At 68.9% G+C, this 23,260-nt stretch carries 23 protein-coding genes; 17 read left to right on the top strand and 6 right to left on the bottom strand.

What is annotated here, in order from left to right; translation table 11 throughout:
• The 12 genes from B2742_RS04780 to B2742_RS04725 form a co-directional block, all read left to right on the top strand.
• Positions 1-756, top strand: a 756-nt coding sequence (locus B2742_RS04780; RefSeq protein WP_292063588.1) for a DUF459 domain-containing protein, incomplete at its 5' end; no start/stop codon positions are given.
• A 2-nt stretch (positions 757-758) separates the two neighbouring features.
• The gene (locus B2742_RS04775) at positions 759-2,024 is read left to right on the top strand and encodes a GDSL-type esterase/lipase family protein (protein ID WP_292063586.1); all 1,266 of its coding nucleotides are present in this window, start codon (positions 759-761) and stop codon (positions 2,022-2,024) included.
• Positions 2,025-3,425: an MBOAT family O-acyltransferase gene (locus B2742_RS04770; RefSeq protein WP_292063583.1), complete on the top strand. Its 1,401-nt coding sequence runs from the start codon at positions 2,025-2,027 to the stop codon at positions 3,423-3,425. It begins immediately after the preceding gene.
• 15 nt (positions 3,426-3,440) lie between these two features.
• A complete protein-coding gene (locus tag B2742_RS04765) occupies positions 3,441-3,959 on the top strand; it encodes a hypothetical protein (RefSeq protein WP_292063580.1) in 519 nt (172 codons plus the stop codon).
• A gap of 55 nt (positions 3,960-4,014) precedes the next feature.
• Positions 4,015-5,331 carry a tyrosinase family protein gene (locus B2742_RS04760; protein WP_292063578.1) on the top strand — a complete coding sequence of 439 codons (1,317 nt, stop codon included), beginning with the start codon at positions 4,015-4,017 and terminating at the stop codon, positions 5,329-5,331.
• Positions 5,328-6,146, top strand: coding sequence for a hypothetical protein (locus tag B2742_RS04755; protein ID WP_292063576.1), 819 nt, complete (start codon positions 5,328-5,330; stop codon positions 6,144-6,146). The genes B2742_RS04760 and B2742_RS04755 overlap by 4 nt, the downstream gene beginning before the upstream one ends.
• 105 nt (positions 6,147-6,251) lie before the next feature.
• A complete protein-coding gene (locus B2742_RS04750; RefSeq protein ID WP_292063573.1) occupies positions 6,252-6,629 on the top strand; it encodes a hypothetical protein in 378 nt (125 codons plus the stop codon).
• Positions 6,630-6,724: 95 nt separating this feature from the next.
• The gene (locus B2742_RS04745) at positions 6,725-8,137 is read left to right on the top strand and encodes a circularly permuted type 2 ATP-grasp protein (RefSeq protein ID WP_292063570.1); all 1,413 of its coding nucleotides are present in this window, start codon (positions 6,725-6,727) and stop codon (positions 8,135-8,137) included.
• Positions 8,137-9,069 carry an alpha-E domain-containing protein gene (locus B2742_RS04740; RefSeq protein ID WP_292063568.1) on the top strand — a complete coding sequence of 311 codons (933 nt, stop codon included), beginning with the start codon at positions 8,137-8,139 and terminating at the stop codon, positions 9,067-9,069. Before B2742_RS04745 ends, B2742_RS04740 begins: the two co-directional genes overlap by 1 nt.
• Positions 9,070-9,071: 2 nt before the next feature.
• On the top strand, positions 9,072-9,899 hold the full coding sequence (locus tag B2742_RS04735; RefSeq protein ID WP_292063565.1) for a transglutaminase family protein: 828 nt from the start codon (positions 9,072-9,074) through the stop codon (positions 9,897-9,899).
• 80 nt (positions 9,900-9,979) lie between these two features.
• Positions 9,980-10,744 (top strand): peptidase, encoded by a 765-nt coding sequence (locus B2742_RS04730; protein ID WP_292063563.1) that lies wholly within the window; start codon positions 9,980-9,982, stop codon positions 10,742-10,744.
• 38 nt (positions 10,745-10,782) lie between these two features.
• On the top strand, positions 10,783-12,177 hold the full coding sequence (locus B2742_RS04725; protein WP_292063561.1) for a glycoside hydrolase family 47 protein: 1,395 nt from the start codon (positions 10,783-10,785) through the stop codon (positions 12,175-12,177).
• On the opposite strand, the gene B2742_RS04720 is transcribed toward B2742_RS04725, so the two are convergent.
• The 5 genes from B2742_RS04720 to B2742_RS04700 form a co-directional block, all read right to left on the bottom strand.
• Positions 12,174-12,491: a hypothetical protein gene (locus B2742_RS04720; RefSeq protein WP_292063558.1), complete on the bottom strand. Its 318-nt coding sequence runs from the start codon at positions 12,489-12,491 to the stop codon at positions 12,174-12,176. The genes B2742_RS04725 and B2742_RS04720 overlap by 4 nt on opposite strands.
• 47 nt (positions 12,492-12,538) lie before the next feature.
• Complete coding sequence (locus B2742_RS04715; protein WP_292063556.1) at positions 12,539-14,890, bottom strand: GH92 family glycosyl hydrolase; 2,352 nt, start codon at positions 14,888-14,890, stop codon at positions 12,539-12,541.
• A gap of 95 nt (positions 14,891-14,985) precedes the next feature.
• A complete protein-coding gene (gene hemA / locus B2742_RS04710) occupies positions 14,986-16,212 on the bottom strand; it encodes a 5-aminolevulinate synthase (protein WP_292063553.1) in 1,227 nt (408 codons plus the stop codon).
• 89 nt (positions 16,213-16,301) lie between these two features.
• A complete protein-coding gene (fixJ, locus tag B2742_RS04705; protein ID WP_292063548.1) occupies positions 16,302-16,907 on the bottom strand; it encodes a response regulator FixJ in 606 nt (201 codons plus the stop codon).
• Complete coding sequence (locus B2742_RS04700; RefSeq protein ID WP_292063545.1) at positions 16,897-18,417, bottom strand: PAS domain S-box protein; 1,521 nt, start codon at positions 18,415-18,417, stop codon at positions 16,897-16,899. The genes fixJ and B2742_RS04700 overlap by 11 nt, the downstream gene beginning before the upstream one ends.
• Positions 18,418-18,531: 114 nt before the next feature.
• Between B2742_RS04700 and B2742_RS04695 the strand changes: the two genes are divergently transcribed.
• The 4 genes from B2742_RS04695 (at position 18,532) to B2742_RS04680 (ending at position 21,829) form a co-directional block, all read left to right on the top strand.
• On the top strand, positions 18,532-19,221 hold the full coding sequence (locus B2742_RS04695; protein ID WP_292063542.1) for an alternative oxidase: 690 nt from the start codon (positions 18,532-18,534) through the stop codon (positions 19,219-19,221).
• 26 nt (positions 19,222-19,247) lie between these two features.
• Positions 19,248-20,612, top strand: a complete 1,365-nt coding sequence (gene hemN / locus B2742_RS04690; RefSeq protein WP_292063540.1) for an oxygen-independent coproporphyrinogen III oxidase — start codon at positions 19,248-19,250, stop codon at positions 20,610-20,612.
• A gap of 135 nt (positions 20,613-20,747) precedes the next feature.
• A complete protein-coding gene (locus tag B2742_RS04685) occupies positions 20,748-21,434 on the top strand; it encodes a helix-turn-helix domain-containing protein (RefSeq protein ID WP_292063537.1) in 687 nt (228 codons plus the stop codon).
• On the top strand, positions 21,419-21,829 hold the full coding sequence (locus B2742_RS04680) for a response regulator transcription factor (RefSeq protein ID WP_292063536.1): 411 nt from the start codon (positions 21,419-21,421) through the stop codon (positions 21,827-21,829). Before B2742_RS04685 ends, B2742_RS04680 begins: the two co-directional genes overlap by 16 nt.
• A gap of 41 nt (positions 21,830-21,870) precedes the next feature.
• Here the strand turns inward: B2742_RS04680 and B2742_RS04675 are convergent, their stop codons facing one another.
• Positions 21,871-22,158 carry a hypothetical protein gene (locus B2742_RS04675; RefSeq protein WP_292063533.1) on the bottom strand — a complete coding sequence of 96 codons (288 nt, stop codon included), beginning with the start codon at positions 22,156-22,158 and terminating at the stop codon, positions 21,871-21,873.
• 114 nt (positions 22,159-22,272) lie between these two features.
• On the opposite strand from B2742_RS04675, the gene B2742_RS04670 reads away from it, so the two are divergent.
• Positions 22,273-23,260, top strand: a 988-nt coding sequence (locus B2742_RS04670; RefSeq protein ID WP_349681113.1) for a cbb3-type cytochrome c oxidase subunit I, incomplete at its 3' end; no start/stop codon positions are given.

The raw sequence follows: 23,260 nt of genomic DNA, 5'->3' as shown, positions 1-23,260 counted from the left end.
GTCGCCGTCGTCGCGCCGGCGGCCGCGCCCGCGCCGGCCGTGGTCCGGGTGACGCCGTTGAGCGCGCGGCTGGCGCAGGGGCCGCTGCGGATCGGCGTGTTCGGGGATTCGATGGCGGACGGCCTCTACGCCGGCCTCTACCGCGACCTGCAGGACCAGCCGAACGTCTCGGTGACCAAATTCTCGCAGGTTTCGACCGGGCTGAGCCGCTACGACTATGTGAACATCCAGGCCAAGACCCGGGGCCAGCTGGACGCGACGCCGGTGGATGTCGCCGTCATGCTGTTCGGCACCAATGACGCCCAGGGCATCGACACCGGCGGGGTGGTGCACATGTTCGGGACGGACGGCTGGAAGGCCGCCTATGGCCAACGGATCGACGACCTGGTCGCCCTGCTGCGCAGCCGCAATGTGGCGGTCTACTGGGTCGGCCTGCCGCGGATGAAGCGCGACAGCTTCGACGGCCGGATGATGCTGATCAACGGCGTGGTCGAGGCGCGGATGCGCGCGCTGGGCGTGCCCTATATCGAGACCGTGGCGCTGACCTCGAACGAGGCGGGCGGCTATGAGGCGTACCTGCCGAACGACAGCGGGCGTCGCGTGCTGATGCGGGCCAATGACGGAATCCACATGTCGATGGCCGGCTATCTGCGGATGAGCGCTCCGGTCGCGGCGCGGCTGAAGCGTGACGCCGGACTGGACCGCCCGCGCGGGCCGGCTCCAGCGGTCGCACCGCCCGTTTCACCCGCCGCCTGAGCATGAAGACGCTCGCCGGGGCCCTTGTCGCGGCTTGGCTGGCGTCCGCGGCGGCGGCGCAGGTTCCCTACGGACCGGTCGAGACGCCCGCGCCCGGCGCGTCCCTCTGTCCTGACGGCATATGCCAGGCCGAGGCCCTGACCGGTGTGTTCGAGGCCCTGGCCGCCACCGAGGCGGGCCGACGCGTCGTCCCCGTTCACATCCTCCAGATCGGCGACAGCCACACGGCGGGCGACCGCATCACCGGCAAGCTGCGCGCTGTGCTTCAGGCGCGGTTCGGCGACGCCGGGCGCGGCGTGCTGCCGCCGGGCGTCCCCTATGACGGCTATTCGCCGATGCAGGTCGAGGTGACGGCCAGCGGCTGGACCTCGACCCTGGCGCCGCTGTCGGGCCATGCCGGCTACGAGCGGGCCGGTGTGGGGCTGACGGGCGTGCAGTCGATCACCGTCGCCCCCGGCGCGGAGCTGCGGCTCCGGCTCGACGCCGGCCCCGAGACGCTGACCTATGGGGTCTCGGTCTGCGGCGAAGGCGAGGGCCGGCTGTGGATGCGGGCTGACGACGAGGTCTGGAGCGAGCGGTTCTTCAACGAGCACGGCCGGGACCGTTCGTGCGACTCCATGCTGATCAACGGGAGACCGCGGGAGATCGTGCTGCGGCCGCTCGATGACGTCCTGAAGCTGCACGACATTCGCCTGGGCCTGGCGGGGCCCGGCGTGACGGTTTCGAACCTCGGGGTGGTGGGCGCGACGCTGAGGGACCTGGCCGCGCGCGATCAGGCGGTTGTCGCGCTGCAACTGGCCAACTGGCGGCCGACCCTGATCGTGCTGGCCTACGGGACCAATGAGGGGTTCGACGACGGGCTCGACGGGCAGGACTACGAGGGATTGCTGCGGGGACAGATCGAGCGCCTGAGGCAGTTGGCGCCGGGGGCCTCGCTGATGATCCTCGGGGCGCCGGACGCCCTGCGCAACGGGGTCGTCGACGGCTGCAGCGCCGACCGGTCGAGGGCGCCGCCGCCGTCTCTGGCGGTGGTCCGGGACGTGCAGCGCCGGGTCGCCGCCGACATGGGTGTGGCGTTCTGGGACTGGCACGGGCGGATGGGCGGCGACTGTTCAGCGGATCGACTGGCGACGAGGGGCGAGCCCCTGATGCGCGGCGACCGGGTGCATTTTTCCTCGACCGGCGCGGACTGGATCGGCGGCGTGCTGAGCGCTGACCTGATGGCGGCCTATGATGCGTGGCGGGCCGGGCGCGAGGGGACGGAATAGATGCTGTTCCCCACCCTGGCCTTCGGCGTCTTCTTCCTGTTCGTCTATTTCACCGCCTGGTCGCTGGAGCGCGAGAACGGGCGGCGCAAGCTGTTCCTGCTGCTGGCGAGCTGGTTCTTCTATGCGCAGTGGGACTGGCGGTTCGTCGCCCTGCTGATCCTGTCGGCTGTGCTGAACTGGGGCGTCGGGGCGCTGATCGCACGGCAGCCGGGAGCGAAGAAGGCGTGGCTGGTCGGCCTCGGGGTCGCGGTCAATCTGCTGATCCTCGGCTTCTTCAAATACTACGGCTTCTTCATCGAACAGGCCGGCGACCTGTTGATGCGGTTCCGCTGGGAGCGGGACCTGCCGCTGCTGCAGATCGTGCTGCCGGTGGGGATCAGCTTCTTCACCTTCCAGGGCATTTCCTATGTCGTGGACGTGCATCGCGGAAAGACGCCGCCGGCGAAGAGCCTGCTCGACGTCATGCTGCTGATGAGCTTCTTCCCGCATCTGGTCGCCGGACCGATCGTGCGGGCCTCGGATCTGCTGCCGCAGTTCGACCGGACGCCGCGGCTGACGCGGGCGATGGCGACGCATGGCGTGCTGCTGATCGTCTGGGGCCTGTTCAAGAAGACGGTGATCGCGTCCGAGATCTCGGTGAACCTGGTCGATCCGGTGTTCTTCGATCCCTCGGCCTATGGCGCGGTCGACATCGCGGCGGCGGTCTATGGCTATGCGGTCCAGATCTATTGCGACTTCTCGGCCTATTCCGACATGGCGATCGGGCTGGCGGCGCTGCTGGGCTATTCCTTCCCGCGAAACTTCGACCAGCCGTACCGCGCGTCGTCCATGCAGAGCTTCTGGCGCCGCTGGCACATCAGCCTGTCCAGCTGGCTGCGCGACTACCTCTATGTGCCGCTGGGGGGCGGGCGGAAGGGGCTGGTCTCATCCTGTATCAACGTCTTCATCACCATGGTGCTGGGCGGGCTGTGGCACGGGGCGGCCTGGACCTTCCTGGCTTGGGGCGCGCTGCACGGCGGGGTGCAGGTGATCGAGCGGCTGTTCCGCGCGGCGCTGGGCGACCGGAAGGTCATCCCGACGGTGATCGGGGTTCTGGTCACCTTCCACATCGTCTGCCTGGGCTGGATCCTGTTCCGGGCCGAGAGCTTCGACCTGGCCATGCAGATGCTGCAGGGGCTGGGGCGGATCGGGCCGGTGGTGGCGCTGACGCCGCTGCTGCTGACGCTGATCGTCGGCGGGCTGGCGATGCACTGGCTGCCGCCGCGCGCCATCGAGGGCGTGGCCGAGCGGCTGAAGGCGGCGCCGTCGCTGACCCTGGGCCTGCTGATCGGGGCGGCGATCCTGCTGGTCGAGGCGGTGCGTCCCGAGGGCGTGGCGCCCTTCATCTATTTCCAGTTCTGAGGCGTTGAAACGACAATGACCGACGAGCGCGACCCGCCTGAAATCCCGCTGGAGCCGTTTCCGGTTCACCGGCCGGAATCGCCCTTCCCACCGCTCTACGAAAGCCTGCCGCCGGGGCCGGGCGATCCCTTCAGCGACTGGAACCAGAACGCCGACGCCCATGATCTGCCGACGCGCGAGAACCGGCTGGCGGCGCTGGGGCGGTTCGCCTTTCCGCCGGCCCCGCCGCTGGACGACGAGGGCGTGGCGGCGCGGGACCGACGCTGGACCAGCCGGACGATCTTCGTGGCGGCGGCCTTCCTGCTGGTGTTCAACGCGGTCTCGCCGCTGAACTGGTCACGGCAACAGGCGCCGTCGTGGCTGCAGGGGACGGTCCAGCAGATGTCCGAGGTCTGGGTGGCGCAGCTGGCGGTGTTCGGCGTGGACATGCCGCGGCAGGGCGCCCGCGACGCCTGGATGGCGGCGCGCGACGCGCGTTTCATCGGGCAGGAGCCTGTCGCGCGAGCAGGCTCGACACCGACCGGGGTTTCGTGAAACCTGCGGATGCGCCGGAGGCTTTGACGACGGCGGGTTGAGAGGCGGGGGCTTCGTGAAAATCGACAGACGGAAGGCGCTGGCCGGCGCCGCCATGCTGGGCCTGTGGTCCGGACCCGCGCTGGGCCAAACCTCGCGCCGCGTGCGCCGCGGGGCGTCCAGCCTGTCGGCGACCAGCGACGACGTCGTCGCCTTCGGCGAGGGCCTGGCGCAGATGAAGCGGCGCCGCGACGCGCGCTCGTGGACGCGCCAGAACACGATCCACGCCCGCAACGGCCAGCACAACAACGGCCTGTTCCTGCCGTGGCACCGGTTGCAACTGGCCCATCTCGAGCGGATCATCGCCGAGCTGACCGGCCATGCGACCTTCGCCATGCCCTACTGGGACGCGCAGGAGCACCAGACCCTGCCGTCGTGGGTCACCGCGCAGGGCGCGCCGCTGTACGAGCGGCAGCGCGCGCGCGGCGTCGATACGATGGATTTCAACGCCGCCCGCTGGGCCCGGTCGCCTTATATGGCGCGGCTGACCTCCGACGGGTTCGAGACCTTCGCCGGCCGGTTGCCGGACGGCGCGGGCATGGTCGAGGGCTATGGCCACAACCATATCCACGAGCTGGTCGGCGGGTTGATGGGGCGGCTGACGACGGCGGCGACCGATCCGATCTTCTGGCTGCACCACGCCAATGTGGACCGGGTCTGGGCGACCTGGCACGCGCGGCAATCCGCCAATGTCTATCCGGCGGACTGGACGGCGCGGACGCTGAACGGCTTCGTCGGCTCCCGCGGCGAGGACACCGGCGACTGGCGGGTCGGCAATGTGCTGGAGACGCGGTCGCTGGGCTACAGCTACGACCACCTCTATCCGTTCCCGGTGTTCAGCGCCCCCGATGCGGGGCCGCCGGGGGCGACCCGGCGTGAGCCGCTGGGCGGCGTCGTCTATCCCCTGCGCGCCGAGGGCGAGCCGGGCCTCGACGGCATGAGCGTGACGCTCCCCGCCGAAGCGCTGGCGCGGATGCGGGCGGCCGACGACACGCTGATGATCGCGGGCGCGGGCACGGTCGCCTATGCAGCGACCGAGGCCCTTCTGGACCGGTCGATCGAGATCCGGATGAGCTGCGCGGGGCGGACGATCTCGCTGGGCGCGTCGCCGACCTTCCTGCACCTGACGGAGGGCGAACACGCCAACCACCGCGGCGACTACAGCCTGCCGTTCCGTTTCGGCGAGGAAGTGCTGAACCTGATCGGGGAAGGCGACCAGCCGGTCACGGTCTCCGTGGAGGCTGAGGACCTGGACCCCGACTCCCGCCGATCGCCGGCGCAGGGCGTCGCGCTGGACCTGACCCTGACCCTGACCGAAAGCCGCTGGGCATGACCCGCTTCCGGATCATTGTGGCCGTGCTTCTGGCCGCCGTCGCCCTGCCCATGGCCGGCTGCGGGACGATGCAGGACCAGGTCCCGCCGCCGGTCACCGCTCCGGCTCCGCCGCCGCCGCCTCCGCCTCCGCCGCCGCCGATCGTGATGGCGCCCCCGCCGGCCGAGGCCGACATATGGCCGGACGGGCGCGTGCCGATGTGTTTCCAGTCGCCGACGGCGGACGACGCCTGGGCGCGCGAGAAGGTCATGGACGCCGCCGCCGCCTGGGAGGCCGTGGCCCGGGTCGAGTTCGACATCACCGCCGACTGCGCCGACTCGCCGACGACGGGACCGGAGCGCCGGATACCGATCCGTATCGACCACGATCCCGAGCGGTTCGCCTCGGCCAGCCATCTGGGCGTCAATCTGGTGCGCGGGGGGATGATCACGCTGAACGCGGACTATCTGGTGACCAATCGAATCTGCGGCCGGCGGGGGTCGATCGGGCGCGAAGGGTGCTTCTACGCCGACGCCCTGCACGAACTGGGTCACGCCCTGGGCTTTTCCCACGATCACGTCAGCCCGCGCGCGCCCGACTGCGTCGCCCGCATGAGCACGCCCGAGGCGGTGGTCGCGGACGAGACCTATTACGACGCGGACTCGATCATGAACTACTGCAACCCCAACCGCTGGCGGGGACAGTTGAGCCCGGCCGATATCTGTTCGATCCGCGCGGCCTATGGCGGGCCGGACGGGACCCGCCCGACGCGCGCCGCCTGCTACAACATGACCGGTGCGTCCATGGTGCGGCGGGAAGGATCCGGCCGGTCCTGAGGCCTGCGGTTCCGGCGTGCCGGGCTGACCGTCCCCGTCAGGAATCGACAGGTGCGGGCGCCCGCGCGCGGTGGTGCCCTGTGCGCGGGACAGGAGGGACATTCCATGAAAGCCATTCTTCGCGCCGCCGCGGCGGCGACCATCATCGGCCTGGCCGGCAGCCTCGGCGGCTGCGCCTCGCTGATCACCGGCGGCGAACTGATCCGGCCGGGCGAGCCCACGGGCGGTCTGCAGATCCGCAATGTCTCGCAGACCAACTCCATCGACGTGGTGCTTGTCTCGGACTGCAGCGCCTCGACCTACGGCCTGAACCGCCTGCCTTCGGGCTACAGCATCCCGCCGGGCGGCAGCTACACCTTCACCCTCTCCGCCGGGTGCTGGGACGTGGGGGCCGGCGAGGTCCTGAGCCAGAACACCTGGACCGAGGGCTATGCCAAGGTGACGGTCGTCCCCGGACGGACCACCACGCTTCAGTCGAGATAATGCGCGATCGCTGAACCTTTGCGGCGGCGCAACATTCCTGTTGCGCCAGCGCCGCTTGTCGGGCCACGCTGCGAGCTTGTAGCAGCGGGAGCGGCATGGCCTTCGACGAAATGTCAGGTGACGGCGGGGGAGTCCGCGAAAGCTATCGCGGACTCGCGCGCTGGCTGGCCGACGCCCCCGACGGGCTGCTCCAGGCGCGGTCGCGTCAGGCGGAACTGTTCTTCCGCCGGATGGGCATCACCTTCGCGGTCTATGGCGACGCGGAGTCGAGCGAGCGGCTGATCCCGTTCGACGTCGTGCCGCGCATCATCGGCGCTTCGGAATGGGCGGGGCTTGAGGCCGGACTGACCCAGCGGGTGCGGGCGATCAACCTGTTCCTGGCCGATGTCTATGGCGCGCAGGAGTGTCTGAAGGCCGGGGTCGTCCCGGCCGAGCTGATCCTGACCAATCCTCACTATGTGCCCGAGATGCAGGGCCGGCGGCCGCCGCGCGGGGTCTGGGTCCATATCGCCGGGGTCGACCTGGTGCGCACGAGCGAGGACGGCTTCTACGTGCTGGAAGACAACTGCCGCACGCCCTCGGGGGTCTCCTACATGCTGGAGAACCGCGAGATGATGATGCGGTTGTTCCCCGACCTGTTCGCCGACTATCCGGTGCGGCCGGTCGAGACCTATGCCGACATGCTGCTGGCCTCGCTGCGGGCCTCGGCGCCCGAGGCGGCGGGGCCTGATCCGACCATCGTCGTGCTGACGCCAGGGCCGTTCAACTCGGCCTATTACGAACACTCCTTCCTGGCCGACAAACTGGGGGTCGATCTGGTCGAGGGCCGGGACCTCTACGTCGATGACGGCAAGGTCTTCATGCGCACGACCCAGGGCCGCCAGCAGGTGGATGTGGTCTATCGCCGGATCGACGACGACTTCCTCGATCCCCTGACCTTCCGGCCGGATTCGAGCCTCGGCGTGCCGGGGCTGATGACGGCCTATCAGAACGGCACCGTGACCCTGGCCAATGCGGTCGGCACGGGCGTGGCCGACGACAAGGCGGTCTATACCTACATGCCCGAGATCATCCGCTTCTTCACCGGCGAGGAGCCGATCCTGAAGAATGTCCCGACCTGGCGCTGCCGCGAGCCGGAGGCGCTGAAGGAGGTGCTGTCCAAGCTGGATCAGCTGGTGGTCAAGGAGGTCGGCGGGTCGGGCGGCTACGGGATGCTGGTCGGGCCGGCGGCGTCGAAGAGCGAGATCGAGGCCTTCCGCAAACGGCTGATCAACGATCCCGACGACTTCATCGCCCAGCCGACGCTGGAGCTGTCCACCGCGCCGACCCTCGACAAGGGCGAGCTGCACGGGCGGCACGTCGATCTTCGGCCGTTCGTTCTGAGTAGCCCCGACGGGGTGAAGGTGGCGCCGGGCGGACTGACGCGGGTGGCGCTGAAGCCCGGCTCGCTGGTGGTCAACTCCAGCCAGGGCGGCGGCACCAAGGACACCTGGGTGCTGGACGTCTGATGCTTTCAAGAACCGCAGACAGCCTGTACTGGACCGGCCGCTATATCGAGCGGGCGGACTTCCTCGCCCGCATTCTCGAGGCCACGCTGCGCCTCGCCGCCATCCCGACCCGCGGGGACGGCGACGCCGAGACGGTCTGGGCCAGCGCGCTGGCCTCGGCCGGCGCGCCCAAGGCCCTGGGCCGGTCGCCGACCGAGAAGTCGGTCCGCGAATACCTGGCCTTCGCGCCCAACAACGCTTCGTCGATCACCGCCTGCATCACCCGCGCCCGCACCAACGCCCGCTCGGTCCGCACGGCCCTGACCGTCGAGCTCTGGGAAGCCATCAACGGCGCCTGGAACGGGCTGGAGGAGCAGGGCCAGCCGACCCGGCGCGACGAGTTCGCGCGGTTCCTGGAGTGGGTGAAGACGGTCACCCTGTCGGTCGAGGGCGCGACCAGCCGGACCATGCTGCGCAACGACGGCTACTATTTCCTGCGCCTCGGCGCGGCGATCGAGCGCGCCGACAATACGGCGCGGCTGCTGGACGTGAAATACCATCTGCTGCTGCCCGAGGGCGAACGGGTCGGGGGGCAGCTGGACTATTTCCAGTGGACCACCCTGCTGCGCGAGGTCTCGGCCCTGACCGCCTATCGCTGGGTCTATCGCGACAGCGTCAAGCCGTGGCTGGTGGCCGATCTGCTGGTGCTGAACCGCCAGATGCCGCGCTCGCTGGCCAGCTGCCAGGCCTCGATCGTGCGCTATCTGGAGCGGCTGGCCAATGACTACGGCCGGCGCGGTCCGGCCCAGCGGCTGGCGGCGGACCGGATGCGGGCGTTCGACAATTCGCGCATGGACGACATCTTCCAGTCGGGCCTGCACGAATACATCCAGGCCTTCCTCGGCGAGAACGGCCGGCTGGGACAGGCCATCCATGACCAGTATCTGAGCTAAGCGTGCGCATCCGTATCGACCACGCCACCACCTATGCCTACGACCGGGCGGCGCGTTTCATCATCCAGACGCTGCGGCTGACGCCGCGCTCGACCGAGGCGCAGCAGGTGCGCAACTGGCGGGTCGAGACCGATGTCGACGCCCGGCTGCGCAAGTCCGAGGACGCCTTCGGCAACATCGTCCACACGCTCTACACCGAACAGCCGACCCAGAGCCTGACCGTCCGGGTCTCGGGCGAGGTGGTGACCACGGACACCGCGGGGGTGGTGCCGGCCGGGCAGGAGACGCTGTCGCCGCTGGTCTTCCTGCGCGACACGGCCCTGACCCGGCGCGACAAGCTGATCTCGGTCTTCGCCTCGGAGTTTTCGGCCCATCCGCCGCTGGAGCGGTTGCACCGGCTGATGGCCGGCATCCATGGTTCCGTGGCCTTCGAGGTCGGGGTGACGACGCCCACCCACACCGCCGCCGAGGTGCTGGCCCTGGGCCGGGGGGTCTGTCAGGACCACGCCCATGTCTTCATCGCCTGCGCCCGGCAGATGGGCATGCCGGCGCGCTATGTGTCCGGCCATCTGCTGCGTCGCGACGGTCAGGACGACCAGGAGGCGAGCCACGCCTGGGCCGAGGCCTGGATCCCGGACCTGGGCTGGGTCGGCTTCGATCCGGCCAACGGCATCTGTTCCACCGACCGCTATGTGCGCGTCGCCGCCGGACTGGACTATCGCGGGGCGGCGCCGGTGCGCGGGGCCAGCTATGGCGGCGGCGGCGAGCGTCTCGCCGTGCGGCTGAACGTGCGTGATGCCGACATGCAACAGGGTCAGCAACAGGCCTGACCGGGCGCGGTTGCGGGCGCCGCGGTCGCGCGAATCTGCTACCGTCGACCCATGAATGCCGTTCGGGGATGGCGTACCGCATGACCTATTGCGTGGGCATGCTGGTCGAAGAGGGTCTGGCGATGATCGCCGACACCCGCACCAATGCGGGCGTGGACAGCATTTCGACCTATCGCAAGCTGCATGTCGTCGACCGGCCCGGCGAGCGGGTGCTGGGCATCTGCACCGCCGGCAACCTGTCCGTCACCCAGACCGCGCTCGCCATGGCGAAGGAGGGCGTGCACCTGAACGTCGGCGAGGAGCCGGAGACGCTGGAGACGGCGCCGACCCTGTTCCGCTGCGCCCAGGTCCTGGGCCACGCCCTGCGCAGCGTGCGGCTGTCGATCGCGCCGGCGCTGGAGGCGGACAGTCTGAACACCTCGGCCTCGATGCTGCTGGGCGGCCAGATCGCGGGCGGCGAGATGGGGCTGTTCCTGATCTACAGCCAGGGCAATTTCATCGAATGCGGGCGCGACACGCCCTATCTGCAGATCGGCGAGGCCAAATACGGCAAGCCGATCCTCGAGAGCGGCCTGGCCTTCGACAGCCCCCTGCCGGAAGCGGTCAAGCTGGGGCTGGTGTCCTTCTCGACGACCATGCGCAGCAATGTCGGGGTCGGGGCGCCGTTCGACCTGATCACCATCCGGCGCGACTTCATCAGCGGCGAACAGCGGCGGATCGAGGGGGATGATCCCTATTTCGCCGACCTGCACGACCGCTGGACCCGGGCCCAGACCACCGCGCGCCGTTCGATGCCCGAGCCGCCCTGGATGATGGGGCCGCGGCTGGCGTCCAGCCGCACCTAGGGCATTGCCGGTCGCGCACCCTCGGGTCAGGGTGGCGCATGACCCTGTCGAACCTGAACCGTCGCCACGCCCTGTCCCTGATGGGGGGAACCGCCGTCGCCGGACTGACCGGCCTGCCCGCGTTCGCGCAGTCCGAAGACTGGACCGCGCTCGGCGCGGACGTGAAGTCCGAGTTCAAATGGGCCTGGGACCACTATGTCGACAAGGCGTGGGGCAAGGACGAGATCAATCCGGTCAGCGGGACCTCGCAGTCCTTCTTCATCGAGGGGCATGATCTGGGTCTGTCGCTGGTCGAGGCGCTGGACACCCTGTGGATCATGGAGCTGGACGACGAGTTCCAGGCCGGGGTCGACTGGGTCAAGACCAGCCTGAGTTTCGACATCGACGGCTTCGCCCAGGTGTTCGAGACCAATATCCGCCTGGTCGGCGGCCTGCTGTCGGCCCATCTGGCCAGCGGCGACGCGGCGGTGCTGGAGAAGGCGGATGATCTCGGCAACCGGCTGCTCAAGGCGTTCGACGCCTCGCCGCATGGCCTGCCGTACCGCTATGTGAACCTGAAGACGGGGGCGGTGCGGGATCCCGAGACCAATCTCGCGGAGATCGGCACCTATGCCGCCGAGTTCGGCGTGCTGGGCGAACTGACCGGCGACGAGCGCTACTATGCGGCGGCCAAGCGGGCGATGAAGCATGCGCTCGACATGCGGTCCGACAAGGGGCTGATGGCGGCCAACATCCATGCGGAGACGGGCCAGTTCATCAGCCGCAACGCCTCGATCGATGTCTATGCCGACAGCTTCTACGAATACCTCTGGGACAGCTGGGAGCTGTTCGGCGACGAGGACATGAAGCGTTGGGCCGGGGAGTGCCTCGGGGCGATGGTGACCCATCAGGGCCGGCGATACGACGGGCGGCTGTGGTTCCCGATGGTCGACTATGAGACCGCCGAGGTGACGGGGACGTCGCAGACGGTGCTGGGCGGCTATCTGGCCGGGCTGCTGGGGCAGGCGGGCTTCAAGGCCGAGGGCGACGACTTTCTCGCCAGCTATACGGCCATGCAGGAACAGTACGTCATCATTCCCGAGTCCATCGATGTCCGGACGGGGACGCCGCGCGGCAAGGGCACCGGCCTGCGACCCGAGTTCGCCGACGCCTGTCTGAACCTGTGGCAGCACGACCGGGACGAGCGGTACCGCGCGCTGACGGCGATCCACTGGCGCAACATGAAGGCCACCTCGAAGGCGGCGTACGGCTATACGTCGCTGGCCGACATCACCACCCGCCCGATGGCCCAGGGCGACAACTGCCCCGGCTACTGGTGGTCGGAGCAGATGAAATACTATTACCTGATGTTCGCGGAACCGAAGCGGGTCGACCTGAGCCGGCTCGTGCTGAGCACCGAGGCGAATGTGCTGCAGGGGTTTGTGCGAGGCTAGAGCTCGTCGAGCGTGCGGGTGTTGCGGAGTTCGACTTCATCAACGCGCTGTTGCAGCTTTCGTGTCAGTCGACGCTCCTTCGCCGGCGCATCGAGGGCGGATGTGATCGCCATGGCCAAGCACCCGATGCCGAGGGTGACGAGGAAGGTGACGAAACAGGGATAGTGCCAGGGTTCGTACTCGTAGTGGCTTCCGCCTCTCTTCATGCCGAGAACGAAGGCCAGGACCCTGGCGACCGGGCCTTCCGCCCAAGGTCGCAAGGGCACCAGCGACAGGCTTGCCGCGATCCAGCCCGCCCCCATGGCGAAGGTCATCACGTCGTTGCGGACGGCAGACCACAAGGACGGAGGCGCGATGCGATTCATCGCCCGGCCGGATACCGCGTCATCGAATACGGCCGCGCCGCCGCGCTCACGCCCCAGGTCAGGTTCGGCTCCGCCCCCATGACAAACCGCAGCTCGCCCCCGGCCATGATCTCCTCATGCCCGATCCAGGTCCGTTCCAGCGGCTGGCCGTTCAGGGTCACCGACTGGATGTACGGATGGTCGTCGGCCAGCCCGTCCGTGACGATGGCGAACCGCTTGCCGCCGGGCAGGTTCAGCACCGTGCGGTCCGTGAACGGTCGCCCGATGACATACTGGTTCGAACCCGGCGTGACCGGATAGAAGCCCATGGCCGTGAACATCAGCCAGGCCGACATCTGGCCGACGTCGTCATTGCCGGCGAGGCCGTCGGGGCGGGCGTGGTACTGGCTGGTGACGATCTGGGTCAGCCGCGCCTGGGTGCGCCACGGGGCGCCGGCGTAGACGTACATATAGCCGGTGTGGTGGCTGGGCTCGTTGCCGTGGATGTACTGGCCGATCAGGCCGGCGATGTCCTCGGCGTGCGAATAGTCCAGGCCAGTGTTGTCGAACTCGAACATGGCGTCGAGCTTGGCGACGGTCGCCGCGTCGCCGCCCATCAGGCCGACCAGTCCGCCTAGGTCCTGGGGCGCGAACCACGAATACTGCCAGGCGTTGCCCTCGGTGTAGTCGCTTCCGTAGTTGATGGCGGTGGGATCGAACGGCGTGCGGTAGGCGCCGTCGGCCTGGCGGGCGCGGACGAAGCCGGTCTCGACGTCGAAGGTGTTGCGCCAGTTGCCGGCGCGGCGGTCGAACTGGGCGACGACGTCGTCCCGGCCCAGCCGTTCGGCCATGCGGGCGATGGTCCAGTCGTCATAGGCGTATTCGACGGTCTTGGACGCGGCCTCGGGCTCGCGGTCGATGGGGACGTAGCCGAGATCCATATAGTCGCCGAGCCCGCCATACGGTCGGTAGGTCGCGCTGGCGGTCATGGCGTTCAGGGCGGCGGCGCCGTCGATGCCGGGGATGCCCTTCAGGTAGGCATCGGCGATGACCGGGACGGCGTGGTAGCCGATCATGGTCCAGGTCTCCTGACCGTGGAACGACCAGACCGGCAGGATGCCATAAGGGCTGACCTGCTGCGCCGCGATCAGCGAATTGACGATGTCGGTGTTGCGCTCCGGCGGTGCGACCAGGGTCAGCAAGGGATGCTCGGCGCGGAAGGTGTCCCACAGGCTGAAGGTCGAGTGGACGGTGAAGTCGGAGTGGTGGACTTGCTGATCCGGCCCGCGCCAGCGGCCGTCGGCGTCGCCGTGGACGGAGGGCGCGATCAGGGCGTGGTAGAGGGCGGTGTAGAGGGTGGTGCGCATCTCCGGCGCGGCCTCGATCTGGACTACGTCCAGCGCCTCTTCCCATTGGGCGCGAGTGGCGGCGCGGACGCCGTCGAAGTCGAATTCGCCGCCCTCGGACTCGAGATTGCGGATGGCCCCGGCCTCGTCGACCGACGAGATGGCGACCTTCACCAGCAGGGGGGCGGAGAGCTCGCCGAAGTCGAAGGCGGCCTCGAGCTGGCGGCCCTGGACCTGGTCGCGGTCGGCGGGGGTGCGGCCGGGCTGGCGGAAGCCGTTGTAGGGGATGGTGTCGTCGCGGTCGCGCAACTCATGGCCGACCATGGGGCGCGAGAAGCGCATGGCGAAATAGACCTGGCGGCCCGGGGCCCAGCCGCGCGTCTCGCGGAAGCCGGTGACGGTGCCGTCCGGATGCAGGCGGATGCGCGACCACAGGACCTTGCCCGGGTAGTCGTAGATCGAGGGGCGGAAATCGAGCAGGACGCGCGCCGGGGCGCCGCGCGGGAAGCTGTAGCGATGCAGGCCGACGCGGACGCCGGCGGTCAGTTCGGCGCGCACGGCCGAGTCGGTCAGGCTGACGGCGTAATAGCCGGGCTCGGCGACTTCCGAGGCCTTGTTGTAGCGCGAGCGATAGCCCGAGCCGGGCTGGTCGGCGGCGCCCGGGTCCCACCGGACTTCGCCCGAGATCGGGGTGATCAACACGTCGCCGAGGTCGGAGTGGCCGGTGCCCGAGAAATGGGTGTGCGAGAACCCCAGGATGGTGGGGTCGTCGTAGCGGTAGCCGGAGGCCCAGTCATAGGACTGGCGGAACGGCCGGAAGTCGGTGTCGGGGCTGAGCTGGACCATGCCGAACGGCGCGACGGCGCCGGGGAAGGTGTGGCCCTTGCCAGCGGTGCCGATGAAGGGATCGACGGCCTCGAACGGGGTCGGGGGCGGTGCCGGCGCCTCCTGCGCCGTGGCGCAGCCCGCCAGCGTCAGGGCCAGAACCGCCGTGAAAATCGTGCCTTGGCCGATCCGCCGCATCAATGCCCCCGCCGTGAAGAAGCGGGGAACCTATTCAGGATGACGGGGCGAGGGAAGCGAAGACATCCCGCGGGAGGCGAAAGGAACGGCTTCGATCACGCCGCGACGGGCATCCGCGCCACATTGCAACGGGTCCACAGCCGGTCCATGGCGCGGACCAGATCGTCCATCATGGCGTCGGTGTGGTTGGGCGACGGGGTGAAGCGCAGCCGCTCGGTGCCCTTGGGCACGGTCGGATAGTTGATCGGCTGGACATAGACGCCGTGCTCTTCCAGCAGCATGTCCGAGATCATCTTGGCGTGGACCGGGTCGCCGACGAACACCGGGACGATGTGGCTGACCGAGTCCATCACCGGAATGCCGGCGGCCTTGAAGCGGGCCTTGAGCGTGGCGGCGCGCTCCTGATGCGCGTCGCGCACCTCGGGATGGGCCTTGAGCCAGCGCACCGAGGCCAGGGCCCCGGCGGTCAGGGCCGGCGGCAGGCTGGTGGTGAAGATGAAGCCCGAGGCCCAGCTGCGCACGGCGTCGATGATCACCGCGTCGGCGGCGATGTATCCGCCCATGACGCCGATGGCCTTGCCGAGGGTGCATTCGACGATGTCGATCCCGTCCAGCACGCCGTCGCGCTCGGCCACGCCGGCGCCGGTCGCGCCGTACAGGCCGACCGCATGGACCTCGTCGAGATAGGTCAGGGCGTTGTATTTGCGGGCCAGGGCGATGGTGCCGGCCAGGTCGGCGATGTCGCCGTCCATGGAATAGACGCTCTCGAAGGCGATCAGCTTGGGCGCATCGGCCGGCGCGTCACGCAGCAGCCGTTCGAGGTGTTCCAGATCGTTGTGGGCGAAGATGTGCCGCTCGCAGCCGCCGTTGCGGATGCCGGCGATCATCGAGGCGTGGTTCAGGCTGTCGGAGAAGACGATCAGGCCGGGCAGGATGCGCTGCAGCGTCGTCAGGGTCGCCTCGTTGGCGACATAGCCCGAGGTGAACAGCAGCGCCGCTTCCTTCTGGTGCCACGACGCCAGTTCGGCCTCCAGATCGACGGCCGAACGGGTCGTGCCGGAGATGTTGCGGGTGCCGCCGGCGCCGGCGCCGACCTGGTCGATCTCGGCCTGCATGGCCTCCAGCACCTCGGGGTGCTGGCCCATGCCGAGATAGTCGTTAGAACACCAGACGATGACGTCCTGCTCGGCGCCGTCCTCACGACGCCGGATCGCCTTCGGAAACTGGCCGCGCACGCGCTTCAGGTCGGCGAAGACGCGGTAGCGCCCCTCTCCCTTGACCTGCTCGACGGCGGTCCCGAATGCGGCCTTGTAATCGAACATCAGGAAGGGTCCCGCGGCGGATGATCCTCCCTCGTCCCACTCCGGGGCGCCGGGGTCACCTCCGGTAAACCCCTGAGCCCCCCGCCCGACTACCGGGCCAGAATGGTCATCCGGACCAGTTCCGACAGGCTGCGGGCCTGCATCTTGGTCATGACGTTGGCGCGATAGACCTCGACCGTGCGGGGGCTGATCTCGAGGTCGTAGGCGATGACCTTGTTGGCGCGGCCGGCGACCAGGCCCTCAAGCACCTGACGCTCGCGGGCGGACAGGGAGGCGAGGCGGTCGCGCACCTCGGCGTCCTGGCCCTCGCGTTCGGCGGTTCCGGCATGGTCGGCGAGGGCCGAGCGGATCGAGGACAGCAGGGCCTCGTCGTCGAACGGCTTTTCGATGAAGTCCTTGACCCCGGCGCGGACGGCCTCGATGGCCAGGGGCACGTCGGCGTGGCCGGTCATGACGATGACCGGTTGGCGCACGCCCATTTCGGAGAGCCGCCGGACCATGTCCAGTCCGCTCATGTCCGGCATGCGCACGTCCGTGACGATGCAGCCGGGCGCCAGATTTCCGGCCTCGGCCAGCAGGGCCGCGGCCGACTCATAGGTTCTGCAAGACAGGCCCGCGGTGTCCAGCAGGAAGGCCAGCGAGTCCCGGATCGCGGAATCGTCGTCAACCACATGGATGATCGGCTCATTCGCCATCGTGGAGTTCCTCTTCGCCTACAGAACGCAGCGTAAAGCAGAATCGCGTGCCGCCGCCCGGATTCGGTTCAACCCAGATACGGCCGCCATGGGCCTCAATGATGGTGCGCGAAATCGACAGGCCGACGCCCATGCCGGTCCGCTTGGTGGTCACGAACGGCTGGAACAACTGGTCGGCGATGTCCGGGCTGATGCCGGAGCCGGTGTCGGCCACGGTGACCAGGGCATAGTCATCCGCCGCGGGGTCGAGGCGGATTTCCAGCACCTTGCGGTTCGCCTCATCCATGGCCTCGATTGCATTGCGGATGAGGTTCAGCACCACCTGCTGGATCTGGACCTTGTCGGCCAGCACGAGGTCGATCGTCGGCGAGAACCGGAACAGCACGCGGACGCCGTGTTCCTTGGCGCCGACGAGGGCGAGGGCGCTGGCTTCCTCGATCAGCTTGGGCAGGCTTTCCACCCGTCGCTCCGCCTCGCCGCGGGCGACGAAGTCGCGCAGGCGACGGATGATGTCGCCGGCCCGCAGCGCCTGGTCCCCGGCCTTGTGGATGGCGTCGCGCAGCCGGTCCCGGGGGATCGCCTCGGCGTCCAGCAGGCGCAGCGAGCCCTTGAGATAGTTGGCCATGGCCGAGAGCGGCTGGTTCAGCTCATGCGCCAGGGCCGAGGCCATCTCGCCCATGGCGGTCAGGCGCGAGATGTGGACCAGCTCCGACTGCAGTTCCTGGAGCCGTTGCTCGGTCTGCTGGCGCTCGCTGAGGTCGCGCACGAAGCCGGTGAAGAAGCGCTGGTCGCCCGAAATCATTTCGCCGACGGCCAGCTCCATCGGGAAGGTCGATCCGTCCTTGCGCTCGCCGACCACGACCCGGCCCATGCCGATGATCCGCCGTTCGCCGGTGGTCAGATAGCGGTCGAGGTAGCCGTCGTGTTGTTCGCGATAGGGTTCGGGCATCAGCATCCTGACGTTCTTGCCGATCACCTCCTCGGCGGTCCAGCCGAACAACCGCTCGGCGGCGTGGCTGAAGGACTGCATGATTCCGCGCTCGGTGATGACGACCATGGCGTCGGGCACGGTGGCGAGGATGGACTGGAGGTGGGCCTCGCGCGCCCGCAGGTCCAGGTTCACCGTCACGGCCCGCGAGCGCATGTTCTGGAACGCCTCGCCGCCGGCGGTGATCAGGGCGCCCAGCAGCAGGAAGACCCCGCCGCCTACGAGGTCGCCGGGCGCGAGGCCGCCGGTCGACCAGGTCACGTACAGGCCGCAGACGAGACCCAGCACCGTCGCCACGGCGCCGGGGACCGCGCCCCCGAGGCCGGCGGCGACGACCACGGAGGGGATGAAGAACAGCAGGGCCAGCCGGTCCTGCAGCAGGGGCGTCATCGCCAGCCGGGCGAGCAGTCCGAGGCCGGAGCCGAGCACGGCGGTCGCCAGGCCGTAGCCCGTATGGCGGGTCGCCAGCATCCAGCCCCAGGGCGTCCGGGTCTCAAGCTCGGCTGTCGGGGTGGTCGTCATCGTCGCCTCCGCAACATCCCGTAGGTGAAACACCCGAATTTCACCAGCCGCGGGTGGCGGCTACTTCACCGCCATCGGGCCCCGGCCCCAGTTCATTGATTTTCGGATTCCGCCATGATCGCGCCCCTCGTCGACCTGTCCGTCCACCACGCGCCGAAGGGCGTCTCTGACCGCGTCGCCTGGGGTTTCGTCAAGGCGCTGCGCTTCTTCGCCGACACCTTCTTCGCCAAACGCTACGGCCACCGCGCCGTGGTGCTGGAGACGGTCGCCGCCGTGCCCGGCATGGTCGGGGCCACCCTGAACCATTTGAAGGCCCTGCGCCGGATGAAGGACGACAACGGCTGGATCCGAACCCTGATGGACGAGGCCGAGAACGAGCGGATGCACCTGATGACCTTCATCGAGGTGGCCCAGCCGACCCTGTTCGAGCGCTTCATGGTCATCGCCGTGCAGTGGGTCTTCTACCTGTTCTTCTTCGGCCTCTATCTGGTGTCCGCGAAGACGGCGCACCGGGTGGTCGGCTATTTCGAGGAGGAGGCGGTCCTCAGCTACACCCACTATCTGGCCGAGATCGACGAAGGCCGCAGCCCGAACGTGGCCGCCCCCGCCATCGCCCTCCGCTACTGGAACCTGCCGGCTGACGCGACCCTGCGCGACGTGGTGCTGGTGGTCCGCGCCGACGAGGCCCACCACCGTGACGTCAATCACGGCTTCGCCAACGAACTGGGCGGCCTGGCGCCGATCCCGGTCGCGCCGTGCCCCGTGCATGTCGAGCTGCAGCCCAACTGGAAAGCGGCGGCCTGACCACGAACGCCAGATCGAGCCCCCGGATGTCGCCCCGCGCCCTGCCCGCCGCCTGGCGGTCCCACGCCGCCCGTAATCTGCCGCGCTACACCAGCTATCCGACGGCGGTCGCCTTCGAGCCTGCCGCCGGAGAGGCGGAGGCGCGGACGTGGCTGGCGGCCACCCGCGCGGACCAGGCCATCTCGGCCTATGTCCATGTGCCGTTCTGCAAGCGGATGTGCTGGTACTGTGGCTGCCACACCAGCGTCTTCCACGACTACGACCGGGTCCGGGCCTTTTTCCAGACCCTGATGCTGGAAGTGGATCTGTGGGCCGACGCCATCGGTCCGCACGCCGGCGCCGCCCATCTGCATTTCGGCGGCGGCAGTCCGAACGCCCTGTCGCCCGACGACTTCCGGACCCTGGTCCGGCACATGTCCGACCGGTTCGCCCTGCGTCCCGGAGCGGAAGTGGCGGCCGAGCTCGATCCCGGCATGCTGACCGAGGCCTTCATCGACGCCTGCGGCGAGGCCGGGGTGACCCGCGCCAGCCTCGGCGTCCAGACGTTCGATCCGGATGTCCAGGCCAGGGTCAATCGTATCCAACCCTTTGACATGGTCGCCGCCGCCAACGACCGGCTGCGGAAGGCGGGCGTGTCCGCGATCAATTTCGATCTGATGTACGGCTTGCCGGGCCAGACGCCGGAGAATGTCACGGCGTCAGCGGAGGCGGCTGTCACCCTGCGGCCCGACCGGGTCGCCGTGTTCGGCTACGCCCATGTGCCGTGGATGAAAAAGCACCAGGTGATGATCCGGGAGGCCGACCTCGCTGACGGCGATGGACGCTGGGCCCAGGCCGAGGCCGCTGACGAGGCTCTGCGCGGCGCAGGCTATGTCCGCATCGGCCTGGATCACTACGCCCTGCCCGACGACCCGCTGGCCGTCGCGGCGGCCTCGGGGCGGTTGCGCCGGAATTTTCAGGGCTACACGGACGATCCGGCTCCGGTGCTGGTCCCGATCGGTCCGTCCTCGATCGGCCGCTTCGCCGAGGGCTTCGTGCAGAACGCCATCACCACGGATAAGTGGGGCCGCGAGGTCGAGGCGGGTCGTCTTCCCGTGGCGCGCCGGCTGGCTGTCGATGCGGAGGATGATCTGCGCGCGGCGGTGATCGAGCGGCTGATGTGCGACCTGACGGTCGATGTGGCCGAGGTCTGCCGGGCGCACGGCTTCGCCGACGCGGTGCTGGACAGCGCGATCGTGGCCGCGAGCCGGCTCCAGGCCGACGGCCTGTGCACGGTCGACGGCCGCAGCATCCGTATTCCGGGCGAGGCGCACCGCGTCATGCGCGTGGTCGCGGCCTGTTTTGACGCCCGTCTTCCGGTCGCCGCGAGCCGGCACGCCCGGGCGGTTTAAGCCCCGCCATCGTGAGTCGTCCCCGGATCGCGAACGACGGCGTCGACTCCGGTAAAACCCCTAGGGAGCACTCCCGAATATCGCCGGGGAGGGGCCCGATCCTAGTGTGCGGCCTCAAGTTCATCGGACGCCCCCATGCCCGCTCTCCGCACCTGCGAAATCACGGATCGCCCGATCCCCACGCCGCGCTCGGAAACGCCGGACTGCCGTCTGTGCGACGTCTTCGCAAATGCGTCGACGGCCCCGCGGTCGCCGTTCGCACCGGGGGAGCAGCTGTTCCGGCAAGGCGACCCGGTCCGACTGGTCTACCGGGTGCTGAAAGGGGCGGCGGTCAGCTACCGGCTTCTCGCCGACGGTCGCCGTCAGGTCACGGGCTTCCATCTGCCCGGGGACTTCGTCGGCCTTGAAGCCGGCGTCGAGCACGCCATCACCGCCGAAGCCCTGAGCACCGTCCAGGCCTCGGCGATCGAGCGGACGGAGCTGGCCGAACGGGCCGCCACCGACATCGGCCTGGCCCGCGCCCTGTGGCAGATCACCGTCCGGGCCTTCCATCGGAGCGAGGACCATGCGCTGATCCTGGCCCGGCAGGGCGCGACCGAACGCGTCGTCGCCTTCCTGCTCGATTTCGCCGGGCGTCAGGGACATCCGGAGTTCATCGACCTGCCGATGACGCGGCAGGACATCGCGGACCATGTCGGCCTGACCATCCATACCGTCTCCAGGACCCTGTCCCAGCTGCAGACCGAAGGTCTGATCGAGGCCCGGTCGACGCGGCACGTGCGCCTGCTGCAGCGTGCCCGCCTGGAATGCATCTGCGCGTGACCGGTCTCCCCGTCAGTTCAGGATCGCGCCCGGCCGTCATCCTTGTCGATGACGATCCGGCGGTCGCGCACGCCGTGCAGTTCTCCTTCGACCTGGAAGGACTGGACGTGCGCAAATTCAGGGATGCCGAAAGCCTGCTGGCCTCCGGGCCCTTGCCGGACAAGGGTTGCCTGGTCCTCGACTATCACCTGCCGGGCGTGGATGGGCTGGATCTGCTCGAGCGACTCCGGGCGAACGGCGTGCGCATGCCGGCGGTCCTGATCACGACCAATCCGCGGCCCCATTTGAGGGCGCGCGCCGCGACCGCGGGCGTGCCGATCATTGAAAAGCCCTTGCTGACAGACGGGTTGTTGAGCGCGGTGCGCAGCGCCCTCTCACACAACGACCAGAGCTGAACGGCCACCGCCTCGATGGGCGGGACCTCCTGAAACGGCGCTCAGGTCGTCGGGCGAGTGGAATGACCGGCGCGCTGGCGTCGGGGTCGTGGATGCGTCCGGAGCAGCGCCACGCCGCCGGCGGCGGCTCCCGCGGATGCCAGCAGATTCGCCGCCAGAAGAACGCACAGGATGCAGTGGCCGGTCACGGGTCCGCAAAGGGCCGCGGCGACCGCCATGTGGTCGGCCGCCGCGAACGCGCAGACGGCGGACGAAACCGCCAGAATCGCGCCGGCGACGATCAGAGAGACGCCGAGCGTCCGTGGGTCCTGGGCAGCACTGTGTTCCATGCGGGCCTCCTGATGCTGTTGTGGCCACGATTTTCAGGCGGGGCTTTGCGTTGGCGCAAAGCGTCAGGCCGGGAGTCCGGGCACGCAGGGCACTCTCTCACCGGGGCCCATCGAATGCCGACCACCATCTCACAGGATGCCGACACGCCGGGCGACGTTTCCGCCCTGTACCTGTTCCTGGGGGTAGGGGCGATCGTGGCCCTGCTCGCGACCGGACTGACCGACGACGCGGCCTTCCGCTTCCACGGCTACATCCTGATGGCGGCCTCGGTCGTGGCGCTGGCCGCCATGACCATCGGCATCGCCAGCGGGCGTTTCCGTTCGGACCCGAGCCGGTACGAGGACGGCGTGATCCGCGCCGGCGTCATCGCCACCATGTTCTGGGGCGTCATCGGCATGACGGTCGGCGTCTTCATCGCCGCCCAGCTGTCGTGGCCCGAGATCTTCTACTTCCCTGAGCATGGCTGGCTGAATTTCGGCCGCCTGCGGCCGCTGCATACCTCGGGCGTAATCTTCGCCTTTGGCGGCAATGCCCTGATCTGCACCTCCTTCTGGGTGGTGCAGCGGACCTGCAAGGCGCGGCTGGCCGGCGGGATCTGGCCGTGGTTCGTGTTCTGGGGCTACCAGCTGTTCATCGTCCTGGCCGCCACCGGCTATGTCTCCGGCATCACCCAGTCGCGCGAATACGCCGAGCCGGAATGGTACGTCGACATCTGGCTGACCATCGTCTGGGTCGCCTATCTGCTGGTCTTCCTCGGCACGATCTGGAAGCGCAAGGAACCCCACATCTACGTGGCCAACTGGTTCTACCTGGCCTTCATCGTCACCGTCGCCCTGCTGCACCTGGTCAACAACGCCGCGGTGCCGGTGGGCCTGCTGGAGGCGCGCAGCTATTCGGCCTTCGGCGGGGTGCAGGATGCGCTGGTCCAGTGGTGGTACGGCCACAACGCCGTCGGCTTCTTCCTGACCGCCGGCTTCCTGGCGATGATGTACTATTTCGTGCCCAAGCGGGTCGAGCGGCCGGTCTATTCCTACCGCCTGTCGATCGTCCACTTCTGGTCGCTGATCTTCATCTACATCTGGGCCGGCCCGCACCACCTGC

The sequence above is a fragment of the Brevundimonas sp. UBA7664 genome (assembly GCF_002483305.1).
Lineage (GTDB): Bacteria > Pseudomonadota > Alphaproteobacteria > Caulobacterales > Caulobacteraceae > Brevundimonas.
This window is presented reverse-complemented; position numbering and strand designations above follow the sequence as displayed.

Excerpts from the sequence above, each read along its gene's own strand:
- B2742_RS04775 (WP_292063586.1), top strand. The coding sequence starts at position 759 with ATGAAGACGCTCGCCGGGGCCCTTGTCGCGGCTTGGCTGGCGTCCGCG.
- B2742_RS04770 (WP_292063583.1), top strand. The coding sequence starts at position 2,025 with ATGCTGTTCCCCACCCTGGCCTTCGGCGTCTTCTTCCTGTTCGTCTAT.
- B2742_RS04765 (WP_292063580.1), top strand. The coding sequence starts at position 3,441 with ATGACCGACGAGCGCGACCCGCCTGAAATCCCGCTGGAGCCGTTTCCG.
- B2742_RS04755 (WP_292063576.1), top strand. The coding sequence starts at position 5,328 with ATGACCCGCTTCCGGATCATTGTGGCCGTGCTTCTGGCCGCCGTCGCC.
- B2742_RS04750 (WP_292063573.1), top strand. The coding sequence starts at position 6,252 with ATGAAAGCCATTCTTCGCGCCGCCGCGGCGGCGACCATCATCGGCCTG.
- B2742_RS04745 (WP_292063570.1), top strand. The coding sequence starts at position 6,725 with ATGGCCTTCGACGAAATGTCAGGTGACGGCGGGGGAGTCCGCGAAAGC.
- B2742_RS04740 (WP_292063568.1), top strand. The coding sequence starts at position 8,137 with ATGCTTTCAAGAACCGCAGACAGCCTGTACTGGACCGGCCGCTATATC.
- B2742_RS04730 (WP_292063563.1), top strand. The coding sequence starts at position 9,980 with ATGACCTATTGCGTGGGCATGCTGGTCGAAGAGGGTCTGGCGATGATC.
- B2742_RS04725 (WP_292063561.1), top strand. The coding sequence starts at position 10,783 with ATGACCCTGTCGAACCTGAACCGTCGCCACGCCCTGTCCCTGATGGGG.
- B2742_RS04720 (WP_292063558.1), bottom strand. The coding sequence starts at position 12,491 with ATGACCTTCGCCATGGGGGCGGGCTGGATCGCGGCAAGCCTGTCGCTG.
- B2742_RS04715 (WP_292063556.1), bottom strand. The coding sequence starts at position 14,890 with ATGCGGCGGATCGGCCAAGGCACGATTTTCACGGCGGTTCTGGCCCTG.
- hemA (WP_292063553.1), bottom strand. The coding sequence starts at position 16,212 with ATGTTCGATTACAAGGCCGCATTCGGGACCGCCGTCGAGCAGGTCAAG.
- fixJ (WP_292063548.1), bottom strand. The coding sequence starts at position 16,907 with ATGGCGAATGAGCCGATCATCCATGTGGTTGACGACGATTCCGCGATC.
- B2742_RS04700 (WP_292063545.1), bottom strand. The coding sequence starts at position 18,417 with ATGACGACCACCCCGACAGCCGAGCTTGAGACCCGGACGCCCTGGGGC.
- B2742_RS04695 (WP_292063542.1), top strand. The coding sequence starts at position 18,532 with ATGATCGCGCCCCTCGTCGACCTGTCCGTCCACCACGCGCCGAAGGGC.
- hemN (WP_292063540.1), top strand. The coding sequence starts at position 19,248 with ATGTCGCCCCGCGCCCTGCCCGCCGCCTGGCGGTCCCACGCCGCCCGT.
- B2742_RS04685 (WP_292063537.1), top strand. The coding sequence starts at position 20,748 with ATGCCCGCTCTCCGCACCTGCGAAATCACGGATCGCCCGATCCCCACG.
- B2742_RS04680 (WP_292063536.1), top strand. The coding sequence starts at position 21,419 with ATGCATCTGCGCGTGACCGGTCTCCCCGTCAGTTCAGGATCGCGCCCG.
- B2742_RS04675 (WP_292063533.1), bottom strand. The coding sequence starts at position 22,158 with ATGGAACACAGTGCTGCCCAGGACCCACGGACGCTCGGCGTCTCTCTG.